This is a genomic window from Chthoniobacter flavus Ellin428, from assembly GCF_000173075.1.
Lineage (GTDB): Bacteria > Verrucomicrobiota > Verrucomicrobiia > Chthoniobacterales > Chthoniobacteraceae > Chthoniobacter > Chthoniobacter flavus.
Window position 1 is genome coordinate 350,973 of record NZ_ABVL01000001.1, and the last position, 16,527, is coordinate 367,499.

At 61.1% G+C, this 16,527-nt stretch carries 14 protein-coding genes and 2 pseudogenes; 7 read left to right on the forward strand and 9 right to left on the reverse strand.

Annotation, left to right across the window (positions count from 1 at the left end; all coding sequences use genetic code 11):
* Window positions 1-55 precede the first annotated feature (55 nt).
* Window positions 56-406 carry a winged helix-turn-helix domain-containing protein gene (locus tag CFE428DRAFT_RS01445; protein ID WP_006977635.1) on the reverse strand — a complete coding sequence of 117 codons (351 nt, stop codon included), beginning with the start codon at window positions 404-406 and terminating at the stop codon, window positions 56-58.
* A gap of 134 nt (window positions 407-540) precedes the next feature.
* Between CFE428DRAFT_RS01445 and CFE428DRAFT_RS01450 the strand changes: the two genes are divergently transcribed.
* From CFE428DRAFT_RS01450 to CFE428DRAFT_RS01460, 3 genes are all read left to right on the forward strand, one after another.
* Window positions 541-3,927 carry a SpoIIE family protein phosphatase gene (locus CFE428DRAFT_RS01450; RefSeq protein ID WP_006977636.1) on the forward strand — a complete coding sequence of 1,129 codons (3,387 nt, stop codon included), beginning with the start codon at window positions 541-543 and terminating at the stop codon, window positions 3,925-3,927.
* A 67-nt stretch (window positions 3,928-3,994) separates the two neighbouring features.
* Complete coding sequence (locus CFE428DRAFT_RS32760; protein WP_049975508.1) at window positions 3,995-4,735, forward strand: SGNH/GDSL hydrolase family protein; 741 nt, start codon at window positions 3,995-3,997, stop codon at window positions 4,733-4,735.
* Window positions 4,736-4,927: 192 nt separating this feature from the next.
* Window positions 4,928-5,521, forward strand: a complete 594-nt coding sequence (locus CFE428DRAFT_RS01460; RefSeq protein ID WP_006977638.1) for a hypothetical protein — start codon at window positions 4,928-4,930, stop codon at window positions 5,519-5,521.
* Between the two features lie 10 nt (window positions 5,522-5,531).
* Here the strand turns inward: CFE428DRAFT_RS01460 and CFE428DRAFT_RS01465 are convergent, their stop codons facing one another.
* On the reverse strand, window positions 5,532-7,136 hold the full coding sequence (locus tag CFE428DRAFT_RS01465; protein ID WP_006977639.1) for a 3-keto-alpha-glucoside-1,2-lyase-like domain-containing protein: 1,605 nt from the start codon (window positions 7,134-7,136) through the stop codon (window positions 5,532-5,534).
* 299 nt (window positions 7,137-7,435) lie between these two features.
* Here CFE428DRAFT_RS01465 and CFE428DRAFT_RS40855 point away from each other — a divergent pair.
* Together CFE428DRAFT_RS40855 and CFE428DRAFT_RS39435 are read left to right on the forward strand one after the other, a co-directional pair.
* A pseudogene (locus tag CFE428DRAFT_RS40855) lies at window positions 7,436-7,537 on the forward strand (tetratricopeptide repeat protein); the annotation flags it as partial.
* Window positions 7,538-7,610: 73 nt separating this feature from the next.
* Complete coding sequence (locus tag CFE428DRAFT_RS39435; protein WP_006977640.1) at window positions 7,611-7,865, forward strand: hypothetical protein; 255 nt, start codon at window positions 7,611-7,613, stop codon at window positions 7,863-7,865.
* Between the two features lie 392 nt (window positions 7,866-8,257).
* Here the strand turns inward: CFE428DRAFT_RS39435 and CFE428DRAFT_RS01475 are convergent, their stop codons facing one another.
* The 3 genes from CFE428DRAFT_RS01475 to CFE428DRAFT_RS01485 form a co-directional block, all read right to left on the reverse strand.
* Window positions 8,258-9,814: an alpha/beta fold hydrolase gene (locus CFE428DRAFT_RS01475; RefSeq protein ID WP_006977641.1), complete on the reverse strand. Its 1,557-nt coding sequence runs from the start codon at window positions 9,812-9,814 to the stop codon at window positions 8,258-8,260.
* A gap of 49 nt (window positions 9,815-9,863) precedes the next feature.
* Entirely contained in the window at window positions 9,864-11,300 is a 1,437-nt protein-coding gene (locus CFE428DRAFT_RS01480; protein ID WP_006977642.1) for an FAD-binding oxidoreductase, read from the reverse strand.
* Between the two features lie 63 nt (window positions 11,301-11,363).
* Window positions 11,364-12,083 (reverse strand): DUF1826 domain-containing protein, encoded by a 720-nt coding sequence (locus tag CFE428DRAFT_RS01485; protein ID WP_042724190.1) that lies wholly within the window; start codon window positions 12,081-12,083, stop codon window positions 11,364-11,366.
* 174 nt (window positions 12,084-12,257) lie between these two features.
* Between CFE428DRAFT_RS01485 and CFE428DRAFT_RS01490 the strand changes: the two genes are divergently transcribed.
* Window positions 12,258-12,842, forward strand: coding sequence for a protein tyrosine phosphatase family protein (locus CFE428DRAFT_RS01490; protein ID WP_006977644.1), 585 nt, complete (start codon window positions 12,258-12,260; stop codon window positions 12,840-12,842).
* A 371-nt stretch (window positions 12,843-13,213) separates the two neighbouring features.
* Here the strand turns inward: CFE428DRAFT_RS01490 and CFE428DRAFT_RS01495 are convergent, their stop codons facing one another.
* The 3 genes and pseudogenes from CFE428DRAFT_RS01495 to CFE428DRAFT_RS40860 form a co-directional block, all read right to left on the reverse strand.
* Window positions 13,214-13,465 carry a hypothetical protein gene (locus tag CFE428DRAFT_RS01495; RefSeq protein WP_131989182.1) on the reverse strand — a complete coding sequence of 84 codons (252 nt, stop codon included), beginning with the start codon at window positions 13,463-13,465 and terminating at the stop codon, window positions 13,214-13,216.
* A gap of 65 nt (window positions 13,466-13,530) precedes the next feature.
* Window positions 13,531-14,175 carry a DUF434 domain-containing protein gene (locus CFE428DRAFT_RS38205; protein WP_162145217.1) on the reverse strand — a complete coding sequence of 215 codons (645 nt, stop codon included), beginning with the start codon at window positions 14,173-14,175 and terminating at the stop codon, window positions 13,531-13,533.
* Window positions 14,156-14,506 (reverse strand): annotated as a pseudogene (locus CFE428DRAFT_RS40860) (DUF434 domain-containing protein); the annotation flags it as partial. The pseudogene CFE428DRAFT_RS40860 and the gene CFE428DRAFT_RS38205, both read right to left, overlap by 20 nt.
* Before the next feature lie 292 nt (window positions 14,507-14,798).
* Between CFE428DRAFT_RS40860 and obgE the strand changes: the two are divergent.
* Entirely contained in the window at window positions 14,799-15,962 is a 1,164-nt protein-coding gene (gene obgE / locus CFE428DRAFT_RS01510; RefSeq protein WP_006977649.1) for a GTPase ObgE, read from the forward strand.
* Between the two features lie 232 nt (window positions 15,963-16,194).
* On the opposite strand, the gene CFE428DRAFT_RS01515 is transcribed toward obgE, so the two are convergent.
* On the reverse strand, window positions 16,195-16,476 hold the full coding sequence (locus CFE428DRAFT_RS01515) for a hypothetical protein (protein WP_006977650.1): 282 nt from the start codon (window positions 16,474-16,476) through the stop codon (window positions 16,195-16,197).
* Between the last annotated feature and the right edge of the window lie 51 nt (window positions 16,477-16,527).

Genomic DNA, 16,527 nt, shown 5'->3' on the forward strand with positions numbered 1-16,527 from the left:
TTCCTTACTGATTACTAAATACTGATCACTGATTACTTTTTCCCGTCCGCCCACGCTAGGCGCGCAGCAGCTTCCGCAGGCGCAGCCATGAGGGGCGCGCGGCTTTTTCCGTTGCGTCGGCCATGGCTTGATATTCCGCCAGCACTTTGCGGCCGAGTTCGGTGACGTGCGTGCCGCCGCCCTGCTTGCCGCCGCGGGCCAGCTCCACGAGCGGCTGCGCGAATTGTTCGTTCATGGTCCGCGCCAGCGACAGAGCCTTGACGTAGGACATCTTCATCAGGGAGGCCGTGCGGTTAAGGCTGCCGGTCGCGAGCAGCGATTCCAGTAACTGCGCTTTGCCAGGTCCGAAGGCGATCTGCTCGTCATTCATGATGCGGACGCGGACTTTCAGGGTGGGCTCGGTCATGCGGTTGTCGCCACCTGCATACGGCCAGCCAGCGCCACTGTCACGCCAAAGGCGCGCGGCATCCCCTGACGCTCTCGCGCGGATATGGATGTTGCAAAGTCACATCCAGAGTGCACGCTGGCACAGCGGAACCCATGAAATCGGACGATGTCGCCGAACCGAGCAGCCCGCAGCAACGGGTCAGGGAACTTGATACCTTTGAGCCTCGTCCCACGCACGCCTTCGATCCGCCCCCGGCGCTCACGCCGCTCACCGGCCGGGATACCGAAGTGAGCCTGCTGCGCGACCGCTGGGAACAGGCCGAGGAGGGGATGGGCCAGGTGGTGCTCCTGGTGGGCGAAGCGGGATTGGGTAAGTCGCGTCTCGTGCGCACCGTCGAAGACATTGCCCGGAGTTCAGCGGCGGAAAGTGCCGCCGCGAGTTCGGCCTCGAGCGTCGTCGAGTGGCGTTGCGAGCAACGTTTTCAAAACACCGGCTTGTACCCGGCGGCCCAGTATTTCGCCCGGGCGCTGGGGTTTGCGCGGGATGAATCGACATCGGCGCGATTTGATCGCCTGGCGCGGTATCTCGAGGAGTACGACCTCGTCCGTCCGGAAATCGTCGCGCTTTTTGCCAAGCTGCTTTTCCTGCCCGCGGACGAGCGCTATCCCTCCCCAGGTTTGCCCGCCATTCGCGAACGGGAGGAAATGTTTCGCGCTTTGCGGCACTGGCTGCGCGCTTGCGCGGCACGGCAGCCGATCCTGTTTGTGATCGAGGACCTGCACTGGATCGATGCTTCCACGCTCGAGTTTCTCGGCGAATTCATCGCCGAAGGGTTGCATGATCGCATCCTGACGTTGCTGACGTTTCGTCCCGAATTCAAGACGCCCTGGCCGGCGATGGCGCACCAGACCAGCCTCGCGCTGAATCGCCTCACCCGGCGACAGGTAGCGGCTTTGGTGCGCAACGAGGCCGGCCGGCCGGTGCCGGAGTCGCTGGTGACTCAAGTCTACGAGCGCACCGGCGGCGTGCCGCTGTTGGTCGAGGAATTCAGCCGCATGATTCGCGAGTCTGCGCAGACGGCATCTCCGGACGGAAAAACAAACCGCGGCGCGGCCGGCGCGCGTGAAATGCCCGCGACTTTGCAGGAGCTCGTCATGGGGCGGCTGGATCTGATGTCGAGCAACTGCGAGGTCGCCCAACTGGCGGCGACCTTGGGCCGGGAGTTTCATTACGAAATGCTCGCCGCGGTCAGTTCGGTGGATGAGCTCACGCTCCAGGCGGAATTGGACAAACTGGCGGGCGCGGAAATTCTCTACGTGAAGGGGCAGCCGCCGCGCTGCGCGTATCAATTCAAACACGCGCTACTGGAGGAAGCCCTGCGCTCCGCGCTCGACGAGACGAAGCGCCAGCAATTTCACCGCCAGGTGGCCGAGGTCATGGAGAGCCAGTTTCCGCGATCCGCCGAGGAGCAGCCGGAATTGATCGCGCTGCATTTCACCGAGGCGGGATTGATGGAGAAGGCGGTTAACTACTGGCTGAAAGCGGGTCTCCGGGCGCGCGAGCAGTTTGCCAATGTGGAAGCGATCGCGCATTTCACACGCGGCCGGGAACTGCTGGCCACGCTGGAGCCTGCGCCGCGGCGCGACGCGCTGGAGCTGGCGCTGCTGGGGCCACTTGGCACCGCTTACATTGCCGCTCGCGGGTATGCGGCGCCGGAGGTGGGACCGGTCTTTCATCGGGCGCGCGAGTTATGCGAGCTGGTGGGGGATACGCCGCAGATTTTTACCATGCTGCGCGGGCATTTTGCCTTTCACCTCGTGCGGGGCGATTTTCGGCTGTGCACCCAGCTCGCGGCTGATGCGGTGGCGTTTGCGGAGCGGATCGGCGATCCCGGATTGCTGATGGAGGCGCTTTTTCTGCGCGGGCTCACCCTGCTCTATCGTGGGGATTTTGCCGGGGCGCGGGATTGCTGTGCGCAGGCGCTCGATAAGTACGATGATCGTGAGCGCACGGCGTTTTGGGCGGCGCTCACGGGGGAAGATGGCGGCGTGATTCATCGCTGCTACCTGGCGCTCGCCATGTGGCATCTCGGCGAGGCGGAGCAGGCGTTGCGCATGAACCGGGAGGCGCGCGATCTCGCGGCCACGCTGAATCAGCCCTTTAGCGTCGAATATGCCTGGCACCACACCGGTTGGTTGCATCAGCACTGCCGCCTCGGAGGGAAAACGCATGATGCCGGTGAGGAGCAGCGGCGCATCGCGATCGAGCAGGGTTTCCTTTTCTGGCAGGCCTCGGGCACGCTTTACTCCGCGGCAGGGCTGCTGCTCCTGGGACGCACCGAGGTGGGGCTGCGTCAATTTCGTGAAGGTCTCGACGCTTACCGCGCCACCGGTGCAGGGCTGGGGCTTTCCTACTATCTTGGCATTCTCGGCGAGGCGTTGACGCGTGCGAGTCGCTTTTCGGAAGCGCAGCAGGCGCTGCAGGAGGCCCTTGCGTTGGTGGAGAAAAATGACGAGCGTTTTCAGGAGGCCGAGTTGCATCGGCTGCAGGGCGAATTGCTGCTGGCCGAGGCGGATGACCAGGCGCCGGCGGAGCGCTGTTTCCGCCGGGCCATCGAAATCGCGCGCGCCCAGCGAAGTCGTGCGTGGGAACTCCGGGCCAGAATGAGTCTTGCCCGGTTGCGTCAGCGGCAGGGCCGCAGTGAGGAAGCCTTCCGCGCGCTCACTGCTCTTTTTAGCGGGTTTACCGAGGGCTTTGAGATGCCTGATATGGTCGACGCCGCGGCGCTGCTCAAGGAGTTGGGCAACGAACGGATGCGGGCGGAATTGGAGGGAGGTGTTAAATATGTGCTCGGCTGCATTCCTCCGCCGCTGCGGGGAGCGGTCTCGGTAGACTGGCGCTACATCCCGTCGTCCACGCTCGGCGGCGACACGCTGGGCTTCCACTGGCTCGATCCGGATCATCTCGCGCTCTATCTCATCGACGTCACGGGACATGGCCTCGACTCGGCGATGCTCTCGGTCACGATGCACAATGTGATTCGCGCCGGTTCATTGCGTGGTGCGGATATGAAACGACCTGAGCAGGTGTTGGCGAAGCTCAACGAGACCTTCCAGGGGGCGCAGCATGGGTACAAGTTCTTCACGATCTGGTACGGCGTGTATCAAGTCTCCGCCCGCCAGCTCGCCTACGCGGCGGGCGGGCATCCGGCTGCGGTGGTCCTCCTACCCGGTGTGGGCGAACCGCTGCTCCTGCCGGCAACTGGCACGGTGATGGGCGTGGCCCGTGGGTTCGAGTTTCCGGCATCGTCGCACCCCGTTCCCGCAGGCGCGCGTCTGCTCATTTTCAGTGATGGCATTTTTGAAATTCGCCGGGAGAAGAAAACGGTGTGGAACTTGCCTGAGTGCGTCACCTACGTGGCTGAGTTGGGACAACGCGATGTGAATATTATGGATGGCTTGTTCGAGCGCGCCCGGGAACTGCGCGGATCCTCGCAACTCGATGACGATTTTTCGATCATCGAGGCGCGGTTTGAATAAGACTGCTCGCGGTTTCGGCAAGACAGTCTTCCATTTCGTGCGGTCGCATCCGATGCTCTGCGGCCTTATGTTCTCCCGATCTCTTTTCCGTTGTCTGGCCATCGCCGTGCTCGCTCTTGGTTCCGGCACCTGCCTCCATGCTGAGGCTCCGGCGATTCCGCAGCAAAAGGAGTCCGATCCCAATCTTCCACCGAAGGGCGGCAGCTGGAGTTTGCGCGAGGCCACGGTCACCGATCCCAGCCTGCCGCGGGTGCTTCTCATTGGCGATTCGATCACGAATAGTTACCTCGAACCGACGCGGAAAGCGCTGGCGGGTAAAGCCAATATCGACGCGTGGATTACGCCGACCACGCAGGCCGACAAGTCCCTGCCGAAGACCCTCGCGGCCATCCTCGCGTGGCAGAAGTATGCGGTCGTCCATTTCAATCTCGGCCTGCATGGCTGGCAAAAGGGCCGCATTCCCGAAGGGCAATATGAGCCGCTCACGCGGCAACTCGTGGAGAACCTGCGCAAGGATGCCCCGCAAGCCACGCTCATCTGGGCGACGATCACGCCGGTGACCGTGAAGGGTGAGCCGGATAAGTTGAACCCGGACATCCAGCCGACCATCGAAGAGCACAATCGCATGGCGCTGGAAGTGATGAAATCCGCGGGCGTGGAGATCGATGATCTCGCCGGCTTGATGGCGAAGAATCTGCCGCTCGCGGCGGGCGATATGTTTCACTGGAAGCCGGCGGGCGTGGCCTTGCTCACTGACTCGGTGACGAAGTCGATCTCCGCCGCCTTGGAAAAGCAGAAGTCGAAGTAGAGCTTCGGGCCAGCGCTTCGCTATTTGCCTAACACATTGCATCCAGCGCAATAACCAGCGGGTCGGCGTGGCCGTGGCGGATGCACCGAATGGTCCGTGGCGGCGGATGGATCAGCCGCTCATTTTGCCCGCGCCCGGTTTCGAAAAAATTCGCTTCGAACAGGTCGGACGCGTGCTAGTCTCGCCGCCCCTATGATGCGACGTTTCTTCCTTCCTCTCCTACTCCTGCTTTGCGGCGTGATCGTGGCGCGTGCTGAACGGGATCTTTATAATCCGCTGGCCGTCGGGTTGCGCTGGGATGTGGACGTGGAGATGACGACGCCGGGTGGCCAGAAAGTCCAGGGGACTGCGGTGCGCGAGATCACTGGCACGGATAAGATCGAGGGACACACTTATTTCGTCGTCACCACGAGCTTCACCGGCATCGAAAAGATGAAGGAATTCACGATGTATCGGCGCAAAGCGGCGAATGGAATTTACGCCTTCAGCGCGCTGGACAAGACCAAGCAGGAGCACATGGAAGAGGCGATCCCGCTCAGTGTCGGCGCGACGTGGAAGACGAACATCTTTGGTCAGCTCATCGTCAGCACGGTGGAGGCGAAGGAGTCACTGAAGATTGGAGACAAGACCTACGATGATTGCATGAAGATCAGCTACAAATCGGATGATGGGAAATTGAGCGGTACCTACTGGCAGGCGCCGGATGTCGGCAATGTGCAGGAGGAAACGAAGGTCGACGGCCTGACCTACAAGTTCACGCTGAAGAAATACAGCGGGCTGAAGTAAGATCCGGCGCTTATTTCGCCGAGGGGGCCTTCAGTTTGTCGATGAGATAGTCCTGGATCGTGGCGTGTTTCACGCCGGGTGCGCCGGGGTAGACGAGTTCGCACGGGACACCGAATTCCTGGCAATGTTCCTGCAGCTTCACGCCGAAGTTGGCGGTGTGCGTCGGGTCCTTCTGCGGTTGGCCGAGCGCCGGTGGCGCGCCGAAGTTCATGTAAATCGGCGGATCATCCGACGAGACCAGCGCGTAGGGGGAATACTCCTGGATCCACGGCAGGATCGTGTCCCGGCCGGCGAGGAAGGCGTCGAATTGCGTGATCTTCTTTGCCGGATCGGCGACGAAGAAGAAGGCATGCCCGCCGTAGGTGCTGTTCGGCGTCCATTCTTTCATCTGCTTCGGATCGAGCGTCGTCTGCGGCGCGCTCACCGCGGCGCACCAGAGGCGGGTGGATTCGTGGGCCACGGGGTCGGCGCTCTTCGGATCGGCCATATCCGGATGGAAGGCCAGCCACAGCGAAGTGCAGGCGCCGGCTGAACCACCGCTCGCACCGATGCGTTCCTTGTCAATGTTCCACTCCGCGGCCTTGCTGCGGACGAACTGCAGGGCGCGTGCGGCGTCGTGCAGCGGACCATTCACCGGAGGCACTTCGCCGTCGGCGGTGGCTTCGGGGATAAAGCGGTATTCGACGGAGACGACGGAGATTCCGGCCTTGAGCATCTGGGGGAGCATGCCGCTGAGCCCGCTCAGGCGACCACCGCCCATCCAGCCACCGCCGTGGATGAAGAAAAGCAGCGGGGTCGGCTTGTCGGATTCGGCTTTCCAGAAGTGCATCACTTGCTTGCGATGCGGGCCGTAGGCGACGTCGTAAGCGGTGGGGGTTGGGAGCTCGGGATTTGCGGCGAGAAATTTCTTTCCTTCCTCGGCGTTGATCTGGTGAACGAAAACGTTGCGCCAGCGAATCTCGCCGCCATGCGTCTGGAGCATGATCGGGCCTTTGGCGGGAAAGGGCTGGCCTTTGTCCCAATAGTTCTCCATCGGCGCGCCCTGGACCACGGCGCGGGTGTTCAGCCATACCCAGGTGCGCGCGCCGATCTGGCGAATGCGCAGCGTATTCCATTGGCCGAACGGTTTGTCCGCTTTCTCAATCGGATCGCGGCCGAGGGTTTTGGGCGTGTTGTTGAAGAGCCCGCCGGAACCGCGGTCGGGGTTGCGATCGGGGTTCTTCGGGTCCCACACCTGGGTGTCGTCCCAGATCTGCACCTGCGGATTGCCGCGCAGGTAGACGCCGCTGTCGGCATGCGGGACCGTCTTGTATTCGAGTGTCAGCTCCATGTCACCGAATTGCTCGTCGCTCGTTGCGTACGGGCCGGTGCCATCGTTGACGAGTTCGCCATTTTCCACCCGCCAATGGCTGGGAAATTCCTCGCGCTGCTGCTTGAGATTCGCGTCCTTTTTTTCGCCAGTGAGCTTGGCGGACGCGTGCGGATTCAGGCCGTACCAGCCGGTGAGGTCTTTGCCATTGAAGATGGCGCGGAAGCCTTCCGGTGGCTTGGGGTCGTCGGCCTGAAGGAGAGCGACGGGCAGGAAGGCGAGTGCGAAGAGAGCAGCGACTTTCATGGTGTTTTTAGGGGGTGAAAGTGAAAAAGGGAGGCGCGGGATTGTGGTCATCCGTGTGTGGATGACGAAGAGAAAATCGTTTTTGGTCGATCCTCTTTGGAACGGAACGAACGATTTTCAAAAAGACTTCACTCCGCGACGGGCTCGGCGATGATGGCCGGATGAAGATTCCCCCGCACTTTGTTCGCTTCTGCGTGTGTCTCAGCATGGCGTTGATGGCCGCGCGTGGTGAGGAGCTGAAGCCGCTGCAACCGGTCGATACGACACCGAAGCTCGAGATACTCAACAAGCAGATCGAAATGAACGCGGAGGACGCACAGGCCTATGTGAACCGCGCCTACACCTACGCGTTGCTGGGCCGCAAGGATGACGCGCGCGCGGATCTGAAAAAGGCGATCTCGCTCAAGAACAACGCGCCGATGCAGAACCGCGTGGGTTGGGCCTATTTCAACAACGGCGACTATACCGAGGGCGGTGCGCGCTTTCGAGACCTCCGCGAAAGAGAGCAATTACTCGTCGCATTCCGATTACTATTCCCTGGTGCTCGGCTACTGGGCGACGGGGCAGACCAAACTCGCGCTGGAGAATTACCAGCTTGCGGTCGAACGCGACCCACGCTTTGGCGAATTCAAGACCCTCGAGGAACGCATCGCCGAGTGGACGCCGCTCGAGCGTCGGGCGATGCATGAGATTTACACGCTCTGGAGCAAGACCTGGAAGGCGAGCTAGGCAGAGTTTGAGAATCTGAAGACGCGCCAAGGGCTCTTGCGTTCTTGGAGTGCGGTAGTCCTCTCTAAGCATTACCCACATCTTTGCTCGGTGTTTGGACGTCGATACAGATAGCGCCTTGGGAGCGGCGACTTTCCAGTCGCCGACCGAAACAAACGCGCGGTGCGCCATCTTTTGGGGCGTCGCTCCGCGACGCAGGGCGACTGGAAAGTCGCCCCTCCCAGTGAGCCGCTGCCGAATTTCCCACTGTCTCTAAATCGACCAAAGATGTGGGTAATGCTTAGAGTCCTCTACCGCTTTCGGGAACCGGAACCCAAAGCGCCAGAGGACAGGCGCACTCCAAAACGCTGTCGCGTAATGCTTCGCTCAGTGTGACCTGACACGGCAGAATCTCATTTCGCGGTGTGGCTCACGATGAAATCCACGGCGGCCTGCGGATCTTTTACGACCAGCGGGGAATGTCCGATGCCGTCCTCGAGCACGACGGTGATCTTTCCACCCAGCTCACGATAGTGTTTCTCCAATGCGAGAGTGTTGTCCTTCAGCCACGGATCGAGGCTGCCGCAAATGTGGAATAGTGGCACGCCCGCTTTGGCGAGTGGTTCGAGGTGATCGAGCAGGGGATCATTCGACATGAGGCTGCGCAGGATCGGGTTCTCGGCGTAGATACAGGAAACTTTGTCCGGATTGGCGATGGCCCAGGCGTAGGCTTCGCCGGCTGCGGCGTCGCTGCCTTCCATCGCGGGCTTTGGCGAAAAGCCGTGCTCCACGAAGTGCTTGTAGACCGCGTTCCATTGCGCGAGTTGCGGGCCATTGGCGTTGTACGGAACGGGGCCGGTGACGATGTGAAAGCCGCGCGCCAGCAGGGCGAGATCGACTTTGTCCGTCCGCTTCGCCGCGCCGACGCGATACACCCACGGCATGCCCGGCGCTGCCTTCTGCGGCGCCAGCACGGTGACAAACGGATCCATGCCCGCAACCGCAAACTGGTAGCGATCATATGATCCCGTGAAGAACGGTCCGCGATAAGTAATATCCGCCTCGTCATTCGCGAAATGTTCATAAGCTTCCTCGGTGCCGTAGAAGGTGGACTTACGAACTTTGTCCCCGAGATAACTCGGCGCCGGGGCGCTCTTCTCCGCGACGCTCGCCAGGATGAAATCCACGATTGGCTTCGGATCGCGCAAGCTGTGGGGATGATGGCCGAAGCCTTCCTTCACCATCACGGAAATGCGTCCGCCGAACGCGGGATAGATGCTCTCGATCGCCGCCGTGCAATCGGGAAAAAGCGGATCGATGCTGCCGCAGACATGAAAGAGCGGCACGTCATTCGCCGCGAGATCGCCCAGTCGCCCGAGGCTCTCCCGGTCGCAGGCGGGATTGTCCGCATAGATGCACGTGACTTTGTCCGGATGCGTGGTCGCCCAAAGATAGGAGTATTGTCCGCCGCGGCTCATGCCGATGAAACAAGGCTTCGGGGAAAGACCGCGCTTTTCCGTGAGCCATGCATACCAGGCATCCCATTCCTTGCCCGGCTTGAGCGTGGCATTGGCGGAAGTATAGGCGATACAGAAGCCATGCTTCAGCAATTCGATTTCGGTCTGCGGTTCGTGGTTCCAGTAACATCCGCGCCATGACCATGGGTGCCCCGGCGCTTCTTCCTTCGGCACCACGAGCACGCAGCGCCGCTGACCTTTCGCCGGTTCCTTGATGCCATCGCCTTCGCCCGGCGGCGCCTTGAAGGGTGTGATGGCCAGCGTCTCTTCATCCATCACGAAATCATAGCGATCGAACCCGTGCCACGTGCTCTTGTTATCCACCGTAGTCTCCGCTGTTTCCGCCGCGGTCGCGGGACGCGGAATATCCACGCCAGCCACGGTCATCAGGACTGCCAGAGTGAGACCGGACGTCGATTTGCGGAGAGCGATTTTAGAAAAGGGAGCGAACATGAGAGCGGGAATGTTGGATGGTCATCAATATCCGCCGCTGAGGCGGATCTTAGCTGGGCAACCGCACGCTTTGTGGATGCCGGATGTGGTCATCCGGATCGTAGCGTTTCTTCAGCGCTTGAAGACGCCGATAATTCTCCGCGCCGTAATAAGCCGTTGGCCAGTCGGTGAAAGCGAGGTCGGGATAATTTGCGTAATGGCTCGTGACGCCCGCCTTGGCGATGTGATCGCGAATGCGTCCAATGGCCGCGCGCAAAGCGGAGGCGTGAAAGGGGTTGTCCCAATAGGCCTGGGCTTCGCCGAGATAGGACCACGCGCGATGCGGATAGGCGCCATCGGCTCCGTGGGTAATGGCGCCGCCCATGGTATTGATCTGGAAGACGAGTCCCGGCTTGGTGAAGACCTCGAAGAAGATGCCCGGCAGCGCACTGCGAAGATCATCCATGCCGCGATAGAAGCCCGCACTGGTGTTCTTGAAATATTCCGGGCCCGGGCCGCCGTAATACCAGGGCATGGATTTCGTCAGCGGCACTACCGGAGCGGCAGTCGCCTTGTTCGTCTGCGCGGTGAGCGCACGGCGGAAGGCTACGATCCCTTTGTCTTCGCTCGAACCGATGGTGGTGAGCAGCACCGTGACCTGGCTGCCGTTCATGATCCAGGCGGAGAAAGCATCGTCCGGCAATGCGGTTGTAGCCTCGAACCACGCGGCGAGGAGCGCGGTCGCGCGTGCTTCGTCGAGATGATAGGCGCGGAATTTCCACGACGAAAAAGCGCGGGGCACCGGGCGGGTTTGCAGGGTGAGTTGCGTCACTGCGCCGAAGTGTCCGTTGCCGCCGCCGCGCGCGGCCCAGAGCAACTCGGGATCCTCGGCCGAATCGCGGATCGCACCCGTGCCATCCACCATGCGGAAGCTGCGCAGATGATCGCAGGTCAGCCCCCATTTGCGGGCAAACATCCCGTAGCCGCCGCCGAGGGTGAGCCCGGCGAGTCCCACGGTGGCACACGAACCCGAAGGCAGAAAGCGTCCCTTTGGGAGCAGATATTGGTTCACCTCGCGCAAGCGGCAGCCCGCGCCGGCAGTGAGTAATCCGCTTTTCGGGTCAAGATGCAGGTCGCGCATCGGGGCGACATTGACCACCAGTCCGTCGTCATTCAGCGAGAAGCCTTCGAAAGAATGCCCGCCGGATTTCACCGCCACCGGCCAGTTTTCTGTCCGCGCACGCTCCAGGGCTTTTTGCACGCCAGCTTCCGTGGCGCACGAGGCAATGACATTCGGCCGCAGCAGAATGCCCGCGTTGTAAACCTGCCGTGCCGCGGCGTAGCCGGAATCATCCGGACGAAGAAAGAGAACGTCCTCCGTCTGCCGCGGCGGTTCCGGCGTGGGTGTTGAAGCGGGACGTTTCGGCGGAACACCCAACGCTTTGGCAAAAAGCGCGGCCCCAGCCGATACGGACGTGCGAATGAATCTCCGGCGCGTCTGGCTCATGAATGGGCGGGAGAGTGCACGCGGGACGACCTGGAGTCGAGACGGATTGAGAAACCGTGACCGCTAGCTGATCAATAACAACCGCGGCGGTTCGTCCGGAGAATGCGCGGGTGCCCGGTGCACGCAGGGCGGCACCGCACTGCCGGGCCAATCCACGGCAATCCGCCACAGATTGCCATGGCCAAAAGAAAATGGTCGCGCATTCGGGAGCGGGGCGTAGTGGAGGTCGTAGCAATGCTCACTCAACCACTCGGCAAAGGCCTCGTCCTCTTCGCCGCCGAAAAGTCGCAGTAACTCCGCACGCGTCTCCGGAATATCCACCCGCCGAAGCGCCTCTTCGTTGCGCAGCCCTTCGCTCGGTGGTCCGTAATAAGTGCATAGCCAGGTATCCGCTTCCACCGGCGCGCTGTCGGCGTGGAAGGAAAAGACATCCGTGGCGACCGGCCCCGGCTCTTCATCGCGCGGGTAACCGTAAATGCAATTGAGCACCGGCTCCCGATCCAGGTCTCGCAGCCGCTGCAGATCGGCGAGCATCTGCCCGACCGCCATTCGCCCGGCCGCGCTCACTTCGAGACTCCGCAGCCGCTCTTCCTCGAGCGTCACGATACCTTCACCGTTTTCCACCTCAAGTCTCCGCACGACTTCGCCAAAATCGCCGTCCAGCGCCCGCGGCCAGCACAGCGCATTCATCCCGTCTGTAAAGGGCGTCGCTACCAGTTCATCGAAATAATGGACGACTTTGATCCGTCGGTAGTCGGCAGGCAGGAGAAAAGAGGAAGTCATTCGCGAGGCGACAAAGAAGATATATATGGATCGGATGAGAGACGAGGCCCAAGATAGCGCAGACGCGTCCCGCGGGAAGGGCGTCAATTTCAGCGTGTGGACGCGGGACTGATATAAGAGCATCCTTCGCAACGCATCGCTTGTTCCCGATCATTCATTCCGCGCCCACGCCTCATGTTTTTCCTCCATGTCAAGAAACGCTGGCTCTTCATCGGTTCGTTATTGCTCACCATGACGGTGATGCTGACCGCCCTCTATCTCGCGCGGGATGGCGGCCCGTATGGACGGGTCCCCAAGCTCACGCGACTCGGACAGGAGGATGTTTACTTCACGTCGCAATTGAGGCCGAAACAAATTGCCGGGTTGCCGAGATATCACATCAAAACCGTCGTCGATATACGGCCGGATGGAGAGGCGCCGCATCAACCATCCTCTTCGGAAATGGTAGAGGTGGCCTTTGCCTATGACATCATCTTCCGCTACATCCCGGTGCCTCACGAAAGCATCCCGCCGGAAGCAGTGGAGGCGCTCGACAAGGCGTTGACGCCGAAAGCCATGCCGGCCTGCCTCTATTGTCGGACGGGACGCCGCGCGGTGCGGCTTTATGCGCTGGTCCAGGCCTCACGGGCGAATGGCCCGGATGCCGCGGCTATTCTCGAGATGGTCAGGGATGCTGGATTTTCCGCCGACGACTTGAAAGAGGAGATTGCGCAACGTATCGCACGCCGTAATACTCACGCTGATGCCGCTCTGCCATGAACGCGAATTCCGCTGACGCTATTTCCTCCCCAGTGCCGGTGAATAAGCCCATCCAACCGCAACGTGGAAGCGGTTGGCTCGAGGTAGTTCGGGACTGTGTGGCGCGTGTGGTGATCGTGGCGCTGGGCATGTTCCTGGGCTGGATTGGCGCGCTCATCATCGCGTTTGTTGTGGGCTGGAGGCGGTTAATTAATTGCTGAGCCAATTCGCGCTGAATGCTTTGTTCCGCGTCGGCGACTGGCCGCTGCCGGACGCAACCGCGCAACGGAATTGCCACTTCGGTAACGAAGGGAGACTTTCTTGAATAACGTTGGCGACCCCGCCAAGGCAGGTCGCCAAGAATCGAGGATTTTTCCAGTCGTTACCAGCGGTTACCGTCCGTAGTAGTAGAATTGGTAACCTGGAGTTCCGTAGCGGTAATAGTCTTCGATATCGCGGCGGTGGTGCCAGTAATCCCGGTCATCATGCCGACGATACCAATGACCGCGATCATGGGACCAATCATGATGATCACGATGATGGTGATCGCGATCTTTGTGATCATGTTTATCCCGCGCGAAAGCTCCGGTCGGAATGAAGAGAAGTGTGCCGAAAACCAATCCAAGGAGAGTTAATTTTTTCATAGCTGAAATGAGTGACGCAGGGCTCGGGAATTCCATTCATGCTCGCGAAGCTCCAACGTTGTTATTCACCCGAACTTAGGTTGTCGGGGATTCCTTGAGGTTGCTGTAGGCTTACCAAAGCCTCGCTTTGTTGGCGAGAGGATGTGAAATTCCACCGTGGTCGCGAGCGGGAGATGCTCTTCCACGACTTCGCGAGCGAGGCTGAGCCAGCGCGGGCAGCGGTCGAGGATGGCGCTGTCGGCGGAGGCGATGATGGCTGGGGAGACGGCGAGGATGCGGTCAGGGTCGGGGACGAGTTCGACTTGCCAGAGCCAATGTTGGGCGGCGGCGATTTCGAGGAGGAGTTGTTTGAGGCGGGCGCTATTGGAGACGGGGGCGTCGAGATACCAAAGGGCCGATTGCAGAGAATAGCGCGCGAGGGTTTGGCCAATCAGGGTGATGGCTTTGGGCGTTTCGGCGACTTTCTTGAAGTTGCCGTGCATGCTGGCCATGTCGCGGTAAGAGCCATCGCGGCCGATCAGCATGACGGCGCTGGCGAGGGCGGCTTCGACAGTGGTCAGGACGTTGTAACCGTCGATTTCGAGGATGGCGCCGGTGAGTGCGACAGGGGTCGGTGACCTGGCGGCCCTGGCGGTCGATGAGTTGTTCGTCGGAGCAGGCGCAACGGCGGACGGCGATCCTCTGGCGCTCAGTGAGGGCGTAGCGATCACCGACGAGAGTGCCGGCGGATTTTTCGGCGTAGCCCCGGGAAAGGAGCCAGCAGAGATCCGCGCACGCGGCGCGCAGACGGGGAAGCATTTCGGGAGCGAAGGCTTCGGCGTCGTGTGGGTTGGGGCCGCGATGTTGGCGCTGGTCGGGCATGGGGGCGGGGGAAGTTGAGAGTTGAGGGTTGAGAGTTGAGAGTCCACCGTTGGGCCGCGAATTTGGATCGCTCCGCGATGATATAGGTGAGCGGGAGAGGGAATGACGAATGATCCTTCGGGAACGAATGAGAATGCGGGTGGAATCGAGCTTAGGTGGATGTCGACCTCCGGGCGACATGGGAAAAGCAAACACGCCGGAGGCGTCTGAATTTGCGGGAGAAGGCAGGAAGGGTCGGGCGCTTCGCGCGTTGTTTTTGTCGTCGCGCTCGGAGATCGCGATCCACCGAGATTGGTTTTAATGGGCTGGGATTTGCATTCCGGCGATTCTCTGCCACAGTGCGCGCCCGCAAAATCCGAAGGATGAAGGCGGGAAGGAGGAGAATTTAGCTCCGCTCCTTTCTGCAGTGCCGGGTTGCTGGCGCGCTCTTCATCCTTCATCTTTCAGCTCTCACCCTTTTCTTTTACCCGCCATGTTTGTCGACCATATCCGCATTTTTGCCCAAGCCGGGGACGGCGGGGATGGCGCTGCCACGTTTCGCCGGGAGTCGTTTGTGCCGATGGGCGGCCCGGATGGTGGCGATGGCGGTCGCGGTGGGTCGGTCGTGCTCCGGGCGGATACGCACACGGATAACCTGACGCCCTTTTTCTACGAGCCAATCGTCAAGGCGAAGCACGGGGAGCGTGGGCAGAGCCGGCAATGCTTCGGCAAGAGTGCGCCGGATAAGATCGTGCCGGTGCCGATCGGCACGATGGTCTACCGCCTGCCAAGCGAAGAGCCGGAAGGCCCGGACCCGATGGTGACCCACGGCGACGGGGCGATGTTTGTCGATTTCACCAAGACGCCGGAAGGCGAAGATCGGCCGAAGCGGGATCGCAAGGCGCCGATCGACCCGAATGAGTTGGAGTTGATCGCCGACCTGACGAAGCCGGGGCAGGAGTTCGTGCTCTGCAAGGGCGGCAAGGGCGGCATCGGCAATGTGCATTTCAAGAGTTCGCGGAACCAGGCGCCGACGCGCTACACCGAGGGGACGCCGGGGGAACAGGGGTATTTTTACTTTGAGCTGCGCAAGATCGCCGATGCGGGCTTGGTGGGTTATCCGAATGCCGGAAAGTCGACGCTGCTGGGGCGAATCTCAGCGGCGCATCCGAAGGTGGCGCCGTATCCTTTCACGACGCTCACGCCGCACATTGGCGTGGTAGAACTGCCGGGGTACCGGCGGCTGACAGTGGCGGATATTCCGGGGCTGATCGAAGGGGCGCACGAGAATGTGGGCCTCGGTCATGATTTCCTGCGGCACATCGTGCGCTGCAAGCTGCTGGTCTTCGTGCTGGATATGGCGGGGAGCGAAGGGCGCGAGCCGCTGGAGGATTTGCAGAAGCTGCGTAAGGAACTGGATCTCTATGATCCGAAGCTGAGCGAACGCCCGTGGATCGTGGTGGCGAACAAGATGGATCTGCCCGATGCGGCGGAGAAGCTGAAGTTCTTCAAGACCCGCTATCGGAAGCTGACGGTGATTCCGGTCGGAGCAGACGAGAAAAAGGGCGTGAAGAAACTGATGGAGACGTTGTCTGAACTGATCGCCGAAGTGCCGGAGCAGCCGGCGCCGGCGGAAGAGCCGAAGGCGGAGGAGTAGGACAGTCCGTTTCTAGTAAAACCGCTGGCCGAGTGATAGAGCTGCAAAAGCTTCCCGCCTTTGTGGGCTTTGGAGTGCAGTTTCAAAAAGCGAAACTCCGCGTTTTAATCCGGCATCACACCAAGTTCGTTTCGGCGAGACGCCGAAACCAGCACTCGGGACGAGTGCGCTCCCCGGAGATTTGCTTCCGCGTTTTGGTTGAGAACAGTGCGCCTCTTTGGCGCGATTCAGCCTAGAAAACGCCCGAAGTCGGATGGCTCGTCGGCGGGGCGCCGCCACCGTCTTTGAGCCTGGCGCCGAGGAGGTTTTGGAAGTCCTGGAGCTTCTGGACGACGTCGGGGCCGCGGGTGAGAACGGCCTTGGCCAGCTTCTCGTAATGCGCGGGATTCCGCTGGGCCAATTCCGAGAGGGCCATGATTACGGCCAGAGTATTGTTGATGTCGTGCTTTACCTCGCGATACTTCTCATGGATCGCTTGCAGCTCTTCTCTTGTCATTTCAAAAGGGGTGGACATCGCAATTACCTCTGGAGACGGGATAGTGATTGTGCTTGATTTGCCGATTCA